Raw genomic sequence first — 19,552 nt, 5'->3', positions numbered from 1 at the left:
TGAGCCTATCATCTGCCCCGTTTTCCAGCCTGCCATGATTCCGGAGGATCATACCCATGTCCGCTACGCCATCTTCCCACCCCGTCACCCAGCGTGGCATGGCAGTGCTGAATGACCCCCTCCTGAACAAGGGCACCGCCTTCCCCTGGGAGGAACGCACGGCCCTAGGGCTGCATGGCCTCCTTCCGCCCGGCATCCATACGCTGGAAGAACAGGTCGCACAGGCCTATGAAAACCTCATGAGCGAAACGGACATGCTGGACAGGCATGTCCACCTCCGTTCCATCCAGGACACGAACGAGACCCTCTTCTATGCCCTGATGCAGAAGCATCTCACGGAACTCATGCCCATCGTGTACACGCCGGGGGTCGGGCAGGCCTGTCAGGAATTCTCCAGAATCTGGCAGAAACCACGGGGGATCTTTCTCTCCGGGGCGGACCGTGGCCACATGGCGGACCGTCTCGCCGCCATTCCCAATGACAACATCCGCCTCGTCATCGTCACGGATGGCGAGCGCATCCTCGGGCTGGGCGATCTGGGAGCCAACGGCATGGGCATCCCCATCGGCAAGATTGCCCTCTACACGGCCTGCGCCGGGGTCAACCCGGCCCTGATGCTCCCCGTCACGCTGGATGTCGGCACGGACAACGCCACGCTCCGCAACGACCCCACCTATATCGGCAGCCGCAGCCCCCGCCTGAAGGGGCAGGACTATGCGGACTTCATCGAGGAATTCGTCACCGCCCTGCTGGGCCGCTGGCCGGGCTGCCTGCTCCACTGGGAAGATTTTGCAGGGCGCAACGCCGCTCCGCTGCTCCAGCGGTACCGGGAACGGCTGCCCAGCTTCAATGACGACATACAGGGGACGGCAGGCATCGCCACGGCGGCCATCCTCAGCGGCCTGAGAGCCAAGGAAGAAACGCTGGAACAGCAGTGCATCGCCTTTGCCGGTGGTGGTGCGGCAGGCATCGGCATCGCCGGACTTCTGCTGGCCGCCATGAAAGCCGAGGGGCTGCCCCAGGAGGAGGCCCTGAAACGCTTCTACATCATAGACCGCAACGGCCTGCTGACCCACGACATGGACGGGCTGAGCGAAGGGCAGGCCCTCTTTGCCCGGAAGGATGAAACCTCCCGGGACGGGCAGGGCCGCACCCTGAAAGAGGTCATCAGCCAGAACCATCCGACCATCCTCATCGGCGTTTCCGGGCAGGCCGGTCTCTTCAAGGAAGGGATGATCCGGGAGATGGCCTCATACTGCACCCGCCCCCTGATCTTCCCCCTCTCCAACCCGACAAGCCATGTCGAGGCCACACCAATGGACATCCTGACATGGACGGCGGGCCGGGCCATCGTCAGCACGGGCAGCCCCTTCACGCCGGTGGAGATCAATGACCGCAGCATCACCATCAACCAGACCAACAATTCCTACATCTTCCCCGGCCTCGGGCTGGGTGCGCTGGCCTGCGGGGCCAGGAGCATCAGCGAACGAATGATCATGGCTGCCGCACAGGCCGTCGCCGACCTCTCCCCCCTGAAGACGGGAGGCACCACCCTGCTTCCCCCTCTTGAGAACATCCAGAACGTGGCCATGCGGGTGGCCCATGCTGTGGCCAGACAGGCCCAGAACGAGCAGCTCTGCCCCCCTCTCGATGATGACGCCCTGCAGGAGGCCCTTTCCACCCTGAGCTGGCGGCCCCGCTACCAGCCCTACCGGGCAGCCTGACCCTCTCCTCTTTTCCACCATTCTCCGGCAGGACCTCATCAATCATGGCAAACCGTACAGAAACTGATGGCCTCGGCCAGATCGACGTTCCCCAGACAGCCCTCTGGGGAGCCCAGACCCAGCGGTCACTCCGCTATTTCAGCATCGGGCAGGAACTCATCCCCCGTGAGATGATCGAGGCCTATGCCATTCTCAAGCGGGCCTGCGCCGTGGCCAATGCGGCCAGCGGACGGCTGGAAAAGGACAAGGCGGAGATCATCATCCGCATCTGCGACGAGATCATGAGCGGGATGCATGACCGGCACTTCCCCCTGCATGTCTGGATGACCGGCTCCGGCACGCAGTTCAACATGAACGTCAACGAGGTCATCGCCAACCGGGCCAGCCAGATCACCGGGCAGAAGCTGGGCAGCAAGAAACCGCTTCACCCGAATGACCATGTGAACATGGCGCAGTCCACCAACGACACCTTCCCCAGTGCCATGTACATCGCCAGCGCACTGACGACCCACCGCCGCCTGATCCCGGTCCTTGAGCGGCTGCACGGGGCCATCTCCCACAAGGCGGCGCAGTGGAAGCACATCGTCAAGGTTGGCCGGACCCATCTTCAGGATGCCGTACCCATCACGCTGGGGCAGGAATGGGAAGGCTATGCCGGAATGCTGGAAGACAACATCCAGCGGCTGGAACAGGCCCGTGACGGACTGCTGCCTCTGGCTCTGGGAGGGACGGCCCTCGGTACGGGCGTGAACACCGACCCGCAGTTCGCTGCCCGTGCCTGCAAGGAGATCGCCCGCCTCACCCAGCTGGACTTCACCAGCGGGGCCAACAAGTTTGCCCTTCAGGGAGCGCATGATGCTCTGGTGCATCTCTCCTCCACCCTGCGGACGCTGGCGGGCAGCCTGTTCAAGATCGCCAATGACATCCGCCTGCTGGCCTGTGGCCCCCGGGCGGGACTGGGTGAGCTTAACCTGCCGGTGAATGAACCCGGCTCCTCAATCATGCCCGGCAAGATCAACCCCACGCAGGCCGAGGCCCTGACGATGCTGTGCCTCCAGGTCATGGGCAATGACGTGGTCGTGGGCATGGGAGGGGCTGGCGGAATGCTGGACATGAACGCCTACAAGCCCCTGATGATCCAGAACGTCATGCAGAGCCTGACCCTTCTCAGTGACGGGATGGAGAATTTCCGCCGGTTCCTCATTGAAGGCACGACCGCCAACGAGGAGCATATACGCCAGCAGCTGGATCATTCCCTCGTGCTGGTCACGGCCCTGTCCCCCAGCATCGGCTATGACAGGGCCTCCCAGGTGGCCCATCATGCCGTGGAGAACGGTCTCAGTCCCCGCCAGAGTGCGCTGGCCCTCGGCTTCATGACGGGCGAGGAATATGACCATGTGGCCGATCCGAAACTGATGCTCCAGCCGAACATCCGGCCACCCAAGGGGTGAAAACTACCTCCACGCAGATGAAAGGGGCCTGACGGTCTGCTCCGTCAGGCCCCTTCCTCATGTCACGCCACTGCCATGAGCGTGAAAACAGTGACAGGAAAAGGAACGGTTCTTCTTCCCTCAGGCACGACGGCCTCCCGAGCCTGACGATGGATTCTGGGCCAGACGGCCATAGACGATGACATCAACCGGGTCTCTGGAACTGTTCCAGAAAGGGGTCTGCCCCTGATTGTGGGCCAGTTTGCTCAGCGTGAACCCGTAACGGTCACAGACATACTGTTTTGTCACACCACAGATATTGAAGACATTGCCGTCGTAATAAGACGGGACAATGACCATGACCCTGTCACTGAGAAAACTCACGGGGAACCGGATGTACTCGCCATTACCGGCGGCCACCCTGAAACGGATGTGATCCTTCTCCACGATGAGCGTATTGGTGATGATCTCAGACATTGATCCTGACCTCAGTAATCACTTGTAGAAACGGACACATGAACGGGCTGGGTTGCCGTGATGTCGACACCCGTGCAGCCCTTCGGAGGGAAGACCAGCCCCGTCAGGGATATCTGGCCACCATTGATGAACACTTCCAGGCTGCTGGTATCGATCAGGATGGTGACGATCATGCTGGAAGCCGCATTGCTCTTCAGACCTGCCGGAATGGAATACGTCTTTCCCCAGTCCTCAGGTGGTTCATTGGGATAGCCGGGATACAGGATGCCTGCCCTGGTCCTGTCAAACGTGATCTGACCGTTCCGGTAAATGATGAGGTCGGTACTGTACTCCGTGCCTTCCATCCGGCCCTTGTTGACGGATATACGTACTTCTTCCGGCCAGTGACCATCAACCTGATCCAGCACAACATCCAGACGATAGCAGTCCGAGGTCTCCACCTCATCTGACGCAAAATCAGGATTGCCCTCACCACCTATCGTCTGCCTGGGGCCCCCTATCCCCGTGATACCATCCGCTTTTTCCACGGGAAACGTGTAGACTTTCTGCTGGCCACTGTAGTCGGTCTGTATCCAGCAGGCTCTGGGATAGGACTGGATGTTCTGGAAGCCTTTATAAGGGGAAGGCAGCAGCGAGTAATCCCAGTTGCCCAGCCAGCACCCCACATAGGTCGGACCATCATCGCTGCCTGCCACGGTCGCATAGGAATCCGGCCCATAATCCAGAGGAATGGCCCTGGACTGCTCATCCGGGGTGAACCGTGTACCATCCCACGACCCCAGCCAGGCCGCACAGCATTCATTCGACTGGGTCCCGCCAGGATAATCACCCTGCACGGCTCCCAGTATCGCCCATTTGTATCCCGGGGTATTCCCCTGACCGTCCAGGACTTTCAGCTTCATGACATTGGGGCACTCCACCAGCGGCCCCGGCCCTTCCAGACTGGAAAGAAATTCCCATGACGTTCCGTTGAGGCTGCGGAAGAACGCAAACCGTGTTCCGATCGTCGCTGCCATCACCAGCTGGCTGTGGTCATCATCCCAGAACACACGGCAGTCCCTGAAGTCCCGGCCCCCATCACGTACGGAGTCCGGCACGAGATCAGGCGAGCAGCACATCCCCAGATTGTACGGAACCTCGCCCAGCCTGTCCGCCACCAGAAGATAGATGGCCTGAAGGACAGGGGCCGGGCCGGAGATGTAGTAATAGACACTACCACAACCACGCCCCAGCCTGTTCTCCTCATCCACCCACACACTTCCGGACCAGTACGTTCCGGAAAGGCTGCTGTTCTTGTCGATGAAGACATCCTTGCCGGAAGGCTCACGGTCATCATCCGACGTCATCGCATCGATGGTGGGACCGCTATAGGAAATCCACGATGTCGCCGGGAAACCGCTGTCAGGAGTCCATTCCGGGTCTCCCAAGGCCCATGTCCTCCACAGCCCGGCCTCCCTGTCATGGACGTAATTCTGGCCGTCATTCTGCCATTTGTGCCTGCCGGGGATCGGCACGGGGGCCAGATGCCGCTTGGGATAATACGCTACTGAAACACTGGACAGGTCCATCATGGACAAAAACCTTTCATGACCAAAACCGATGACAGTACCGGTAAGCACATGGAACCTTCCTCATGAAAAGGTTCCATGCTTTTGATGCCGCTTGCGATGAATATTATTGGAGACAAATATCATGACCAGAAAATGACAGATCATATGAAATGTTCATTACAAAATTCACAGTAAAAATGATTCATTTGTCACGATCAATTTCAATAAAGATGGAACAATACCTTATGATGACATGAATAAATTTTCATGAACCACAATGCAGGGACACTCATCTCCTCGGTCTCTACAGAAAAAGCCCGCATGGACGATCCATGCGGGCTTTCTCCTCAGTCCATCAGATGAAGGCCGCTTCCTGAGCGGCCTCCCTCCTGTTCAGAATTTGTAACGGAAGTTACCGGACCCGCCAGAGCTGGTCTGATGCCCGCCATACTGACCGACATAATCGACATTCACGTCGATCCGGTCCGTCAGATGTGCCGCAAAGCCCGTGTTGATCTGCGCCGTGCTGACAGAAAGCGGTGTCCCCTGCACGCTCATGCCATACCCATCACCCAGCGTGGAGAACCCTTCCCGCACGGAGGCGTTCGTCCGCCCGAAGGCCCGACGATATCCGGCCTCCAGATGAGGCGAGAAGATCACCCTGCCAATATTCACGCTCGTGGCCAGCTTGACCCCGACCGTAGAGAACCCGATGGAACTGTTGCGTCCCTTCACGGCAAGAGCCGTCTCAGCTCCATGCTCATGGAAGCCGGTCTGGTCATAGTTCAGGTAGGTCATCCGGGCAAAAGGCTCGACCTCAAGCGGGAGACGGCTCTCACTGGCAAAAACCATGCGATACCCTGTCTCGGCAAAGGCCTGCCCCGTGCCGGTCCGGTTGTTGGAGGACAGACGACCCGCATAATCCCCATAGGTGACACGACGGTTCGTATGCAGCATGTTCCAGGAATAGCTGAGGCCTCCCTTGAAGGTGATGGCCGCATTGTCCGTCAGCCCACCGACACGCCACGCATTGCCCACATAGGCACCGATGGTGGCGGAATTGGCATGGGCCGAAGAACCACGGCCTGACTGAACGCTGAACCAGTCACGCCCATAGGCCAGAAGCCCGCCAAGACGCCAGCCACCTTTCAGCCCCGTGTCAGCCCCCATGATCCAGCCCACGCTGGACTGGCCCATATGTGCCGCACCGGCAGCTCCACCGGACTGGCCACCCTTCTGCCCATAGACCGTCCCCCAGACGGAGACGTGACGGGTCGGGTCCACATCGCAGTAACCGCTCGTCTGCTCCCTGCCATCATGAGCATGGGCACGCAGCGCATCCCCTGCACAGTCCAGACGGTCCACCACGGTTTCCTGAACATAGAAACTGTCATTGACCATCGCCGTCTTGGCACTGGCATTGATCTCACCCGATAGGGCATTATAGGCCCCACGGACCTGCCCGCCCGTCTGCATGGCGGACCCGGCCAGGGCATCCATGAAGCCTGCCGATGTTCCGGCCCGGTCCAGACTGCCGGCAACCTGCCGCTCGTTACGGTCCTGCGCATAGGCACTGAAATTCGCCACACGCACATAATCCATGATCCAGCTACGGCCATCCTGTGCTTCCGACACCGTACCGCTCAGGAAAGCCGTGTTCAGGGGGGATACCGACCCCTCGTCACTGCTGGACATCCGGGCCTTCTCACCCAGCGTACCGGTGGCCTGGGCCGCATCGGCCAGTTTCAGGATGGTCGTCCTGTAATGCTGCTGCACGGCCATGCTGGACAGGTTGCTGACCGTGGCCGCAACCTGTGCCCCGTTCAGGTGGTTCTGGGTACCTGCCAGGGTCAGCGAGGTGGCCGCTCCCTTACCGCCATCCAGCGTCACGCCAAGGGAGGCGTTCGGGTCCAGGGACAGGTTGTGGACCGTCCCGCTGCCGGAGATCATGGCCCCGGCAGCCACGTTCGTGGCACCACCAAGCGTGCCGTTCACGGCCAGCCCGCCCTGACGCACGTTCGTCGTGCCGTCAAAATGACTGTCATCAGCAGACTGGACCAGCGTCAGGAGGCCCGTTCCGGTCTTGTTGAAGGTTCCGGAACCACTCAGGGAATTGTCGAGACTTTCCGTGCCATTCTCCTCGACCGTCAGCGTACCGTCCACGGCAATGCCGTTCGTACCCAGAGACTGTGTCCCAGCCGTGACATCAGCCCCCCGGGCAATCTCCGTGCCGCCAGAATAATAGTTCGTCCCCCTGAAGACGACATTCTGACCCTGAACGATCAGCCCGCCCTGACCGAACAGGGCGTCACCATAAGAGGTGTTGCTCCCTGTCAGGGTCAGGGTCGAACCGTTCCCGAGATACCCCGTGCCATAGCCCGTCAGGGTGCCGATCCCGGCCTTCGCATTGTCAGCAACGACGAAAAGATTTCCCGTTCCCTTCAGATCATCCAATACGGCTCCAGAATTTCCCGTCATGCTGTCATGCACCGCCAGCAGCAGGGACCGGGCCTGCGGGTCCGTCGTTCTGGCAAGCTGCGCCTCCACATAGGCCTGACGGCTGGCACTCATCCGGCCATCCGTCCGGTCCAGTCCGGCAGTCTGGTCCAGCTCCTGCGAGCCATTACTCTTCAGCGTGCCGATGCTGGCACTGTCCGCCAGCGTGACCATACCGGACTGCTGGTCCAGCGTTCCTGTCACCCTGCCCTGACCGCTCAGCTGCACCGTGCCCGTATTGGTCATGGAGGCCACCTGCCCCGTACTGGAAATGGTGGCCTGACCACTGCTGTTGGACACGTCCCCCGTCTGACCGGTCACGGAAAGCGTACCGTTGTTCACGATGCGGCCAACCTGCCCGGCCACGTCCAGCGCAGCCCCCCACGCCACGGAGACCTGGCTCCTGTCGGAGATCACCGCATTCCGGGCCACGGCCAGCGTGCCGGCCAGTACACCTGTGGCACCGCCATAACTGTTCCGGCCCGCCAGCGTGACGGTTCCAGTCCCCGTTTTCATCAGGCCTGTCCTGGACGGACCATCATCCACGATGGACGTGGCAATCGTGCCACTACGCCCTGCCTCGGCATTCACGCCCAGCATGTTCTGGCCATTGCCGGTCGGAGCTGCTGCCAACGCACCACCGGTCAGCGCATAGCCATCAGATCCGAAACTGATGGTGGAAGCCCGGGTGGGCTGTGAGCTGCTCCCTTCAAGCGCAACCGTACCTCCCTGCCCGACGAAACTGGCTGGGATGACCTGCTGACCTCCGGTCACCCCGCCTCCTGCGCCGCCGGTCGTGGCGTCATGATTCGCACCAACGCTGGCGGTGCCTTCGTCAGCCCCGGCATTGTTGCCAGCTGCCGTACTGGTCGTAACCTCGTGCCCCGTGCCCATCCCGGCAGTACTGGCATCCGTGCTGCTCCCTGTCGTGCCCGTTCCTGTTCCGCTCGACACCGCCTGGGCCACCATGACATCAACGGTTTTTGTCGCATCATCATGAACATAGCTGAGCATCTGCCCGGCCCTGGTTGGCACCAGCGTGGCCTGCTGCTGCCCGGACAACGTGCCCGTATAATCAATCAGATGGTAGATACCCGCATCAACGGCACCGTTCTGGCCCCTGTTCTGCCCGGTGATGCCTGCAATCTGAATGTTCCCACCCAGCGTTACATTACCATTGACCTCGGCATGAGAATTATAGGCATCACCCTTGTTCCCTTTATCTGAAGTCGTCCCTTCATAGAAGGTTGTCGTGCTTCCTCTGGCAAGATTCAGATCGCCATACAGCTTCAGGATACCGGCACTCGTGGCCGTACCGATGTTCAGGCTACCACCATCCGAGACCGTAAAGGCACCCTGCCGCTGCGTGTTGAAAGTTGGCCCCTGATTTTCCGGAACGAGACCGAGCGGCTTCATGCCCATCACCGTGGCCGTACCACCCTGATTGATGGCGATGTTGCCTGCACCATTCTGGCCCCCCAGAACGGCAAAGGAATTGTCCAGATTCAGCTGACCACCATGATCAACGATGATGTCGCCAGACCCTTTCCCGCCATCAACCGGGCCGATCCAGAGGCCACCATTCTGGACATTCAACTGGGCAGACTGACCCACCGTACCCGGATTGACGAAATTGCCGGACGCATCATACCCGACCTGATCCCCGGTGACATGAATGACACCATGAGCCTCACCTTCAGCAAGATACGGATTGGTATTCGTATCATTGGTCCGATCATCAGGGCCGTTACCAGCGGAATTTCCCAGATAAATTCCACCATTTATGCCACCACCTGAAATGGTGGCTGAGGCTCCATCGGATATCCACAAAATTCCGTGTGAAACACCCGGTACAGTATTATAGATGGTTCCATCCGTCCCCCTCAGCCCTGTTCCCAACTGCTGCCCTATCACAAGCTGGGCTGCCTTCAGTACGCTTCCGCTATCCCGCACGACAACAGTAGCATCACTGGCAGTAGGCGGATCACCTGGATCAGAACCGTTGGGATTAGAGGCACTATCCGTACCCGAAGCAATCAGAAGCTCACCAACGTCTACTCTAGCACCATTGTGAAAGAAAATTTTCCCCATTTCCCTTGGGGGAGGCGGCAAAACCATCCCCGATACCGGATCTACTGCCAATACACTTTTCAAACCTGAGGAAGAAATCTCCAACAGTCCAATATTCTTTATCGTGGCATGATCAAAATCAGAAAATGCCGTATTGACATGCACCTCACTCCATGTCGGCAAATCTATCGCATCATCATCAAGTATCGTATTTACAGGAAACTCCTGCGATATATCAATTTTCCCCTGTCCCTCTATTGTACCGGAAAAATGACTGCCCGAACCATATATGGCGAACTGAGCCCCTTCATCCGGATCATCTTTGACAGAGTTAAGCACTTCCACATGGCCAGAACCATTGAGCTGTCTAACGTTATTATATACGGATTTAGTCCAGGTCTCTATAATGAGGGTTCCTCCTTCTGATATGTTCATGTTCATATTACGCTGTTCGGGGCCATACACGCCCCGGGAAACATCTATGCCATCCTCTAGAAATGCAGAAGGTGCTGTCCCATTATCAAAATGATGCAGCGTACCATCAATGATATTGATCTGATCTAAAGTTTTTTTTGAAAATTCAATACTTCTATTTCCAGTTTCTAATATTCCCCCTCCTATGATATTCAATGATTTTGCACTTATTACAGAATAATTTCCATGATAGCTATCATTAGCCTCACTCAACAAACCAGATTTCGATAATTTGTCGTAATCATTCTTCGAGAGGCCATCATAAGTGTTATTGGCCGAGCCCAATATATTGGTCTGTCCCGTCGGGACTGAAATGGTCACGGCACCACTCTGGCCGTCTGCCTGTGTAATGATATCCATTGCCGGGGCATCATCAGCCCTTGCAATACTGGCAGAGCCAATGATCAGGGCAAGAGCACTGGCAGACAGGCCAATATATTTCAGGCGGCCTCGCCCACCCTTCTGTCCACAACAAGATGAAGACAGTCCCGTTGAGCTGCACAGCCCCCGATAAGAAAAAAAATCATGTCCAGGCACTGCTCACACTCCACAGAATCAGAAAAACTTCTCCATGTATAAGCAGATTTGACTGCCCATTCTATTTCATGAGAACCATTTCCTTACATATTGTTAATTCAGCACAAGACTGTGACTTTTCCATCACATACAAAAAGGCCCGCATGAACATGCCATGCGGGCCTCCTGACAGATCAACAGAGCGTGCCAGCAGCTTACTGCTGGATCAGCCTGCCATCCTTGTCCACCAGAGTGATGGGATAATCACCGGAGAAACAGGCGTCACAGTTCGTATGGTTCTCCACCGGGCGACCTTGGTGACCAAGGGCGCGGTAGAGGCCATCAAAACTGATGAAGGCAAGACTGTCCGCATTGATGGCCCTGCACATCTCTTCCAGCGAATGACGGGCCGCCAGAAGATGCTTCTCGGAAGGCGTATCAATCCCATAAAAGCAGGGATGCCTGGTCGGGGGGGAAGTGATGCGCATGTGCACCTCCTTCGCACCGGCGGCCCGGACCATGTCCACGATCTTGCGGGAGGTCGTGCCACGCACGATGGAATCATCCACCAGAATGACCCGGCGACCTTCCAGCACCGCCTTGTTGGCTGAGTGCTTCATCTTCACGCCCAGATTACGTATCTGGTCGGTCGGCTGGATGAAGGTCCGGCCAACATAATGATTCCGCACTATGCCCATCTCATAGGGCAGGCCGCTCTCATGCGCATAGCCGATTGCAGAAGGTACGCCGGAATCTGGCACCGGCACGACCACGTCAGCCTCCACGCCGCTTTCCCGGGCCAGCTCGCTGCCGATACGGGTCCGTACCTCATAGACGGACTGCCCCTCCAGCACGGAGTCCGGCCGGGCAAAATAGATGTATTCGAAAATGCAGAAACGCCGCCCGACATCACCGAAGGGCCAAAGCGACTTCACACCCTCGGAATTGATGACGACGATCTCGCCCGGCTCGATGTCACGCACATATTCGGCACCGATGATGTCCAGCGCACAGGTCTCGCTGGCCAGGACCCAGCCACCCTTCTCCCTGTCATGACCGGGCATGCGGCCCAGAACCAGCGGCCGCACGCCCAGCGGGTCCCGCATCCCCAGCATTCCGTTGTCCGGCGTCAGGGTGATGAGCGAATAGGCCCCCTTGATCTTCTTCGCCGCATCCATCAGCCGCTCGATCACCGTGTCATACAGTGAAATCGCAATCAGATGGACGATGACCTCCGTATCCATCGTGGAATGGAAAATGCAGCCCCGCTGCACCAGTGCCTTGCGCAGGGTTGCCGCATTGGTCAGGTTGCCATTATGTGCCACCGCCAGCCCGCCAAACGCATAGTCGGCATAGATGGGCTGGACATTGCGCACATGGGTGCCGCCGGTCGTGCCATAACGGTTGTGCCCGATGGCTGCCTCACCCGGCAGACCCGCAATGACATCCTGATTGCCGAACACGTCGCCCACCAGACCGAGGGCCTTGTGCTGGTGGAAGACCTCGCCATCAAAACTGACGATGCCGGCCGCCTCCTGACCGCGATGCTGGAGGGCATGCAGGCCGAGGGCCGTCAGTGCTGCCGCATTCGGCACACCCCAGACACCAAAAACACCACATTCCTCATAGGGACGACTGGACGATTCAGGAAAAGACATATCGATGGAGCAAACCTGACGGGCGAATCCCGCTCATATCTAAGTGGCACAGCGGCACAGGCAGCCAACCCCTTGAAAAAACCGGCCATTGCCCCGCCGGGGGGCCGCCTGTCCGTCAGGGTGATGCCTGCGACCCCCCTTCAATGGCTATTCGATGGCAGAAAGGCAAGATGTTCCGACCATGAAACCGGTATATATCCCTGCAAAAAAGCCACCCCACGCACGACGGCAGGAGCAAGGACGCTTCCCTTCATGGCGGCTTCCAGCCAGTCCTGCGCAAGATAGCTGCCGGCGCAGAACAGCAGGACGAGCACGACATAGCCCCGCACCAGTCCGAAGCCCGCCCCCAGCAGGGCATCCAGCGGACCGGACAGCACCCCCCGCACGCCACGGGCCAGCTGGGTGGTCACCAGGTTCAGGATGATCATGACCAGAACGAACAGCACCAGACGCCCGCCCCAGATGAAAACGGGCGTCCCCTGGAGGGAGGACGGAGCCATCGGCGCAAAGTGGGACAGGATCACCCCGCCCCACCGGCCGGTCAGCCAGAAGCTGCCCACCCAGACAAGCAGCGCACCGCTCTCCCGCGACAGGCCCCGCACCAGCCCCCAGAGGGATGAAAGACCGACGAGGATCAGTATCCCCCAGTCCATCGGTCCCAGATGTTCCAGAAATGTTCCGTGCAGGCCCGTCATCGCCGCTGCGTCACTCCCCGCCATGAAATCCTTTGATGTCTGACCACCCCGTCACCGTCAGGGCAGTTTCGTGGACCGGTAACGCCCTCCCTTGCGGGCCCGGATGCCACGTTTCAGCAGATCGGCCGAAAGGTCAATCCGTTCGCTCAGCTCCCGCCAGACGGCACCTTCATCAACACCGTGCTGCTGCCATATCTTCCGTATCTCCAGCAGGAAGACGGCACTGTCCTCGGCCAGTGCCTTCGGCTCGTCATACAGATAGTCCAGAAGGCAGTCCGTGGCCTGCTCGGCCAGCACCTTGCATTCCTGCCCGTCCTTCGCCCTGAAGTCGCCTGCGGCAGGCCCATATCTTGCGGATCGTGTCATACTGGCCCCAATCATGTCCGTCCCGCCTCCCTGCTATAGAAGAGAATAAGGTACGCGGGTCCGTTATCCTAGCCCGACGCAACAAATAACACGCATGAAGACCATCATCCGGCCGGATTTTTCTCCAGTTCCAACAGCATGATTATTTACGGAAAGTAAAAATGAAAATCCTGTTCACGGGATTGCGACCCGTTCATAAACCTTCCTGAAAAATAACACAAAAATACCACATAAGCCCCGTTAGCATCACCTACACTTCATACAGTTATCGGCAGGTGGGCCTCATGGCCTGCAACTCAGGGAAGAATCATGACTCTCACATGGGACAACCAGCAGGACTATTCCAATCAGGCCCTTAACTCAGGGGGGTACAACGATGCCGGTTCCCCCGGTTTCTGGTTCGGTCCGCCGATCATTCCCTCCGCACCGGACCCTGACGGGCAGGTCTCCTACAGACCGACCACGCTCAACGCCAATACCCAGATCAGCCAGAGCCAGCCTGTCTACAACCTGTCAATACCCAGTGGAACAAACGTCAGCCAGGCAGGCGACACGATCACGATCCTGATGCAGATCCCCGACACATACACGACGGTTGAGGTATCGGCATCCTATGTCGGAGAGTTCTCCTACAAATACGTCCCTCACCCCACACCTGCCACCATCGGGGAGTTCCAGCTCACCAAGGTGACCGGCATCGACACGCAGGATGGCATCCTGACTCCTCCCGACTATGCTGCACTTGCTGCCCTGACCAAGGCGGTGGACACAGGGCGGTATGCCGTCTATCTCCAGCTCCTGCCCCATACGGGCAGTGCTTCCGTCGATCAAGGGAATCCGGCAACTCCGGGGTCTCCCGTCACGCTCAGCACCGCCACGTGGAACTTTGACACCAACCCGCCTGCCATCGAGATCGCCTGCTTCCTGCCCGGCTCCATGATCGCCACGGAGACAGGCCCCAGGGCCGTCGAGACCCTCGCCGTCGGTGACCTCGTCCTGACAGGCCCTGCCGGAAGCCAGACGCTGGAACCGGTGACATGGGTGGGGCGTGGTCATGTCGAGGTCCAGACCGACCTCCCGGACGACCGGGCCGGTTATGCCGTCTGCATCAGCAAGGGTGCGCTGGGGGACAACTGCCCGGATGCCGACCTGTATCTGACATCCGAGCACACGCTCTATCTTGACGGTCACTTCGTGCCGGTACGGATGCTTGTGAACCACCGGTCCATCTTCTATGACCGTCAGCGTCTTTCCTATGATTACTACCATTTCGAGACGGCGGAGCACAGCATCGTCCAGGCCAACGGCACCGTCACGGAGAGCTATCTCAGTTCCGGCAGCAGCCGCCGCCACTTCCGGGACATGCAGTTCCTCCAGCAGGGCAATGTCGTGGCCTTTCCCCCGTCCAAGAGCTGGGAAAAGGATGCCTGCGCTCCCCTGGCGGTGGATGTTTCCTTCGTCCAGCCTCTCCATGAGATGCTGGACAGCCGGGCCCGTGCCCTGGGCTTCGCCCGGCAGGTACCGCCCGTCGCCCTGACATCGGATTCAGACTTCCATCTGGTGACCGACACGGGGGACGTGCTCTACCCCATCCGCCGGGTGCGGGACCAGGCCATCTTCCTTCTGCCGGAAGGTGTCCGCTCCCTTTATCTCCGGTCCCGCACGAGCCGCCCGTGCGACACGGTCGGCGTCTATGTGGATGACCGGCGCAGCCTCGGCGTGCTCATCGGCACGATGGAGCTCTATCAGGGCAGCCAGACACACCGCCTGACCCATCATCTGACAGACCGACAGGCTTCCGGCTGGGATGTCGTGGAGAACAGCCCCTGCCGCTGGACGAATGGCAATGCCTTCCTGTCGCTTGAAGACGTGCCTGCCATCCATGAGCGGGACATGCTGGCCATACAGCTGGTTGCCGAAGGCCCCTATCTCGACAGGGCGCAGACAGCCACCTCCACCATCGCCCTTCCCAGAAAGACCGCCACGCCATAAGGCAGGCCCTTCCGGCCGGTCCCTTCCCGCACCTTCCGGGAAAGGACCGACGGTCGCTTTCGGTGGAAATTCTTTTCCCTCCTTAAAAAATACTTTATACGTCCCCCGTCCGTGAGCGACTTCCATCGTCTTCCACAACAGGGGATCATGATTCATGGATGCGCCATCCACAGGCTTCCTAGCAGGGTTTCTGCTAGCCGCCGTCTCCTGCCTGTCATGTCTGTTTCCCATGCGTCCCGCCCTGGGGCAGGATGTACCCGTTGCCGGCTACTCGCCCGGTGCCCGAAGTGCCACGACCGCCAACACGATGCTCGACAGCGTGGTGGGCAACTCCCATTCTCCCATAAAGAAACAGACCAGCATCACGGGCGACCTCTATCACGTCGCTGCTGACGGGACCGTCACCGCTCCCAACGGGCTGCTGGTATCGCCCGGCGGCTGCCAGACACCCGGAACGGGAAGCCGCCTCCCCACCGCTCCCGCCAAGGGCTCGCCCCATCCCCATTACCGCTTCGGCACCTTGCGCCGCGGCAGGGGGTTCGAGACCGTCACCATTGGCGTGAGCGAACAGCCGGACCTCACTGCGACCGGCCTGCACGCCCCCAAGACACGACGGGCCACCCTGAACGCCTCTTTCGGCCCCACAGGGCTGTACATCCTGCCGGAACCCTGCTCACGCACCCATCCGGGAGACCGTGCCCTCACGCTGGATGCCGCCGCCAGTCTGGCCAGTGCCGATGGCAACGCCTTCACCCTTGCCGGAAACCGGTCCCACGAAGTCCCCGTCAACGTCGCCCGGCCACTGCCTGACGGTGACGTGGAGCTGCGGAACAGTGCCCTGCCCGGTTCCGCCGCCCCATGAGCATGTCCGCCACACGCCTTACAGCCCGCCTTACCCGCCTCACCCTGCTGACAGCCCTTCTTCTGCCGGACCGGATGCTGGCGGAAGGGATTCCGCCCGCCTCCACTCCTGCGGGCGTGCCGGTCATGTCCATGCCTGAACCTCTGGGATTCCCCAGCCATCACATGGCGGGCGGGCCACCAGTCCCTGTCACCGGACCGGACCAGACCGCCCTGCCGCAGGGGCCTGCCGGTCCCAATCCGTCGCCTCATCTGGAAAACACGATCGCCCTGCCCAGACTGGAAGCCGTCGTCCTGCAACCGGTCGGGGTGCGGGGCAACAGGACGGCCCAGCAGCCCATCTCCTCCGAAGGACTGAAGCTGAGCCATTCTCCGTCCCTCTACAGGGTCATCCTCCCCTATGTCGGGCATCCCCTGACCTTCCAGAAGATGCACGAGCTGACGGGAGCCATCGCCATCTTCTTCCGCCAGCATGACCGGGCCTTCATCAGCATCACCGTACCACCCCAGCGCGTGCATGAGGGCGTGCTACATATTGATGTCTCGGAATACCGGCTGGAACGCATCACCGTACATGGCAACCGCTGGACGCCTGCCTGGCAGGTCCGGCAGGCCAGCAACCTCACCCCCAACCAGACCATGGCCCTGACGGCCCTCCAGACGGACCTGGACTGGCTGAACCTCAATCCCTTCCGCACGGCGGACCTCATCTACCGCCCCGGCAGCCATCCCGGCAGCACGGACGTGGACATCAATGTGACGGACCGCTTTCCCGTCTATGGCTATGCCGCCATGAACAATCAGGCAGACCGCTCACTGGGTCGGCTCAACTGGTATACAGGAGCCTCATGGGGCAATGCCTTCGGGCTGGGGCAGATACTGACCTACCAGTTCAACCGTACTTTCATGAACCGGTTCGACAACCATACGGGCAGCTGGACCATCCCACTCTTCGGCCACAATGCGTTGCAGATTTTCGGCAACTATGCCCTCTCCCACCCGACCAGCAACACGCCGGGCCTCATCAACCGGGGCCTCAGCGGGCAGGTGTCCCTGCGCTGGCTGCACATGTTCGACCATATTGCCCTTGGCCGGGATGCCGGACTGGACGGCATGATACAGCTCGGTTTCGACTGGAAAAACACCCATTCCGACCAGTTCTACCATGCCCGCACCATCACGCTCTCCAAAGCGGACACGGCCCAGTTTGTCGTGGGCTATACCGGCTCCATCCAGGACCCGTGGGGACAGACGCAGATCAACAACCAGTTTTTCTACGGCCCCGGCGGCCTGATGAAGAATGATTCACGACGGGCCTATGAGAGCATCTTCCCGCTCTCCAGCCCCGATTATGTCTATGACCGGCTGATGCTCACCCGGACACAGAACCTGCCCTACGGCTTTTCCTCCACCACGAAACTGACCTTCCAGCAGGCCAGCAAGAACCTGCTCTACAGCGAGCAGCTCATGATCGGCGGCATGGGCAATGCCCGTGGCTATTTTGCCAACACGTCCTTCGGCAGCAACGGCAACGCCGTCAGTGAGGAAATCTTCACCCCCGCCCTCTCGCTGCTCAAACTGGCGCACCTGCCCACACCGGGACAGCCGGACAGCAACAAGCTCGGCATCTTCTGGGACTGGGCGGACAACCGGCAGGTCCACCATGTAGGCACGGGCGCACGGGCGGCCACCCTTGCCAGCGTGGGAGCCGACCTCACCGGCAGCCTGAACCAGCATGTCAACATCACCTTCGATGCCGGAATCCGCCTGCGCCGCATCCACACGACGGAACTGGCGAACCGCCGCGGGACATTCTGCGACTTCCAGATCGTCGGAGGTTTTTAACCCTCCGAGCGGGGCAGGTTCAGTTCCGTCCAGAGCGTGTCCAGTGCCCTGATCAAGGAGTCCAGGTCTTCCTCCGTATGAAGCGGCCCCGGGGTCAGGCGCAGACGCTCCGTGCCACGGGGAACGGTCGGATAGTTGATGGGCTGGAGATAATGGCCGAACCGCCTCAGCAGGCTGTCCGTCAGCTCACGGCAGAGGGTGGCATCTCCCACCATGACCGGCGTGATGTGCGACTGGCCGGTCATGTAGGGGATTTTCACCTCTTCCAGCTTCTTCCGCAGCAGGGCCACGGCCTCCCGCTGTCCCCTGCGCTCGGCATCGCTGTGACGCAGGTGCCTGACGCTTGCCAGCACGCCCGCCGCAATCATCGGCGGCAGGGACGTGGAAAAAATGAAACCCGAACCGAAAGAGCGCACGAAATCACACAGGGCGGCAGAGGCTGCGATATAGCCCCCCACCACGCCATAGGCCTTGCCCAGCGTCCCCTCGATGACGGTCAGCCGGTGTTCCAGACCACGCTCCTGCGCCACGCCGCCACCCTGCGGGCCGTACATGCCCACGGCATGGACCTCGTCCAGATAGGTCATGGCATTATAGCGGTCGGCCAGATCGCATATCTCTTCAATCGGAGCAATGTCGCCATTCATGGAATAGACGGACTCGAAGGCGATGATCTTCGGCGTGTCCAGAGGCAGCTCCTTCAGCCTGGCTTCAAGGTCTTCAAGATCATTATGCCTGAAGATGCGCTTCTCCGCACGGGAATGGCGGATGCCCTCGATCATGGAGGCATGATTGAGTTCGTCGGACAGCACGACACAGCCCTTGAGCCGTGCCGCCAGCGTGCCCAGCGTCACCCAGTTGGAAAGATAGCCGGAATTGAAGAGCAGGGCACTCTCCTTGCCATGCAGGGAGGCAAGCTCCTTCTCCAGCGCAACATGATAATGGTTCGTCCCGGAGATGTTCCGTGTCCCCCCCGCACCGGCACCGCTTTCATCCAGAGATTTATGGATGGCGGCCAGCACGTCAGGGTGCTGTCCCATGCCCAGATAGTCATTGGAGCACCAGACGGTCACATCCCGCCCGACGCCATGATGGAAGGCCCTGGGGAACTTGCCGGCGTGACGCTCCAGCTCCGCAAAATAACGGTAGCTGCCATCAGCCCGGAGGCCGTCCAGCGCATTCTGGAACAGGGTATCATAATTCATAGACATTGCTCTCCTCAGGGTCATCAATTTATGACCCGCCCCCCAGAAAGCAAGGCTTAAACACTGTTATAAACGAAAACATGATTACAGGATGTTTCAAAGAGGACTGTCTGGCTACAGTTTTTTCAGTCTCTCCTTTATAGCTGGTAACCCCACTGCTCTCCCGGACGGGGAGCGTTTCTTGCCGGAGGCC

The 19,552-nt window shown here is 59.7% G+C and carries 12 protein-coding genes; 5 read left to right on the top strand and 7 right to left on the bottom strand.

Going from position 1 to position 19,552, the window contains the following annotated elements; all coding sequences use genetic code 11:
• Positions 1-56: 56 nt before the first annotated feature.
• Positions 57-1,724: an NAD-dependent malic enzyme gene (locus CPA56_RS00790; RefSeq protein ID WP_182040152.1), complete on the top strand. Its 1,668-nt coding sequence runs from the start codon at positions 57-59 to the stop codon at positions 1,722-1,724.
• A gap of 44 nt (positions 1,725-1,768) precedes the next feature.
• Positions 1,769-3,175, top strand: coding sequence for a class II fumarate hydratase (locus tag CPA56_RS00785; RefSeq protein WP_182040151.1), 1,407 nt, complete (start codon positions 1,769-1,771; stop codon positions 3,173-3,175).
• A gap of 120 nt (positions 3,176-3,295) precedes the next feature.
• On the opposite strand, the gene CPA56_RS00780 is transcribed toward CPA56_RS00785, so the two are convergent.
• The 6 genes from CPA56_RS00780 to CPA56_RS00755 all read right to left on the bottom strand — a co-directional run bounded on the left by CPA56_RS00780 (position 3,296) and on the right by CPA56_RS00755 (position 13,456).
• Positions 3,296-3,631, bottom strand: a complete 336-nt coding sequence (locus CPA56_RS00780) for a hypothetical protein (RefSeq protein WP_182040150.1) — start codon at positions 3,629-3,631, stop codon at positions 3,296-3,298.
• 11 nt (positions 3,632-3,642) lie between these two features.
• Positions 3,643-5,202: a GH32 C-terminal domain-containing protein gene (locus tag CPA56_RS00775; protein ID WP_182040149.1), complete on the bottom strand. Its 1,560-nt coding sequence runs from the start codon at positions 5,200-5,202 to the stop codon at positions 3,643-3,645.
• Between the two features lie 372 nt (positions 5,203-5,574).
• The gene (locus CPA56_RS00770) at positions 5,575-9,768 is read right to left on the bottom strand and encodes an autotransporter outer membrane beta-barrel domain-containing protein (RefSeq protein WP_182040148.1); all 4,194 of its coding nucleotides are present in this window, start codon (positions 9,766-9,768) and stop codon (positions 5,575-5,577) included.
• 1,184 nt (positions 9,769-10,952) lie between these two features.
• Positions 10,953-12,395 carry an amidophosphoribosyltransferase gene (purF, locus tag CPA56_RS00765; protein WP_182040147.1) on the bottom strand — a complete coding sequence of 481 codons (1,443 nt, stop codon included), beginning with the start codon at positions 12,393-12,395 and terminating at the stop codon, positions 10,953-10,955.
• Between the two features lie 140 nt (positions 12,396-12,535).
• On the bottom strand, positions 12,536-13,114 hold the full coding sequence (locus CPA56_RS00760; RefSeq protein WP_182040146.1) for a CvpA family protein: 579 nt from the start codon (positions 13,112-13,114) through the stop codon (positions 12,536-12,538).
• Positions 13,115-13,147: 33 nt separating this feature from the next.
• Positions 13,148-13,456, bottom strand: coding sequence for a hypothetical protein (locus CPA56_RS00755; protein ID WP_182040145.1), 309 nt, complete (start codon positions 13,454-13,456; stop codon positions 13,148-13,150).
• A 309-nt stretch (positions 13,457-13,765) separates the two neighbouring features.
• On the opposite strand from CPA56_RS00755, the gene CPA56_RS00750 reads away from it, so the two are divergent.
• The 3 genes from CPA56_RS00750 (at position 13,766) to CPA56_RS00740 (ending at position 18,154) form a co-directional block, all read left to right on the top strand.
• Positions 13,766-15,448 (top strand): Hint domain-containing protein, encoded by a 1,683-nt coding sequence (locus CPA56_RS00750; protein ID WP_182040144.1) that lies wholly within the window; start codon positions 13,766-13,768, stop codon positions 15,446-15,448.
• Between the two features lie 154 nt (positions 15,449-15,602).
• The gene (locus tag CPA56_RS00745) at positions 15,603-16,310 is read left to right on the top strand and encodes a hypothetical protein (protein ID WP_182040143.1); all 708 of its coding nucleotides are present in this window, start codon (positions 15,603-15,605) and stop codon (positions 16,308-16,310) included.
• Positions 16,307-18,154: a ShlB/FhaC/HecB family hemolysin secretion/activation protein gene (locus CPA56_RS00740; protein ID WP_182040142.1), complete on the top strand. Its 1,848-nt coding sequence runs from the start codon at positions 16,307-16,309 to the stop codon at positions 18,152-18,154. Before CPA56_RS00745 ends, CPA56_RS00740 begins: the two co-directional genes overlap by 4 nt.
• Here CPA56_RS00740 and hemA read toward each other — a convergent pair.
• A complete protein-coding gene (gene hemA / locus CPA56_RS00735) occupies positions 18,151-19,359 on the bottom strand; it encodes a 5-aminolevulinate synthase (RefSeq protein WP_182040141.1) in 1,209 nt (402 codons plus the stop codon). The two genes, CPA56_RS00740 and hemA, sit on opposite strands and share 4 nt — an antisense overlap.
• Between the last annotated feature and the right edge of the window lie 193 nt (positions 19,360-19,552).

The organism is Bombella mellum, assembly GCF_014048465.1.
Lineage (GTDB): Bacteria > Pseudomonadota > Alphaproteobacteria > Acetobacterales > Acetobacteraceae > Bombella > Bombella mellum.
Note: the sequence above shows the minus strand (reverse complement) of the source record. Positions and strands in the feature narration are given on the sequence as shown.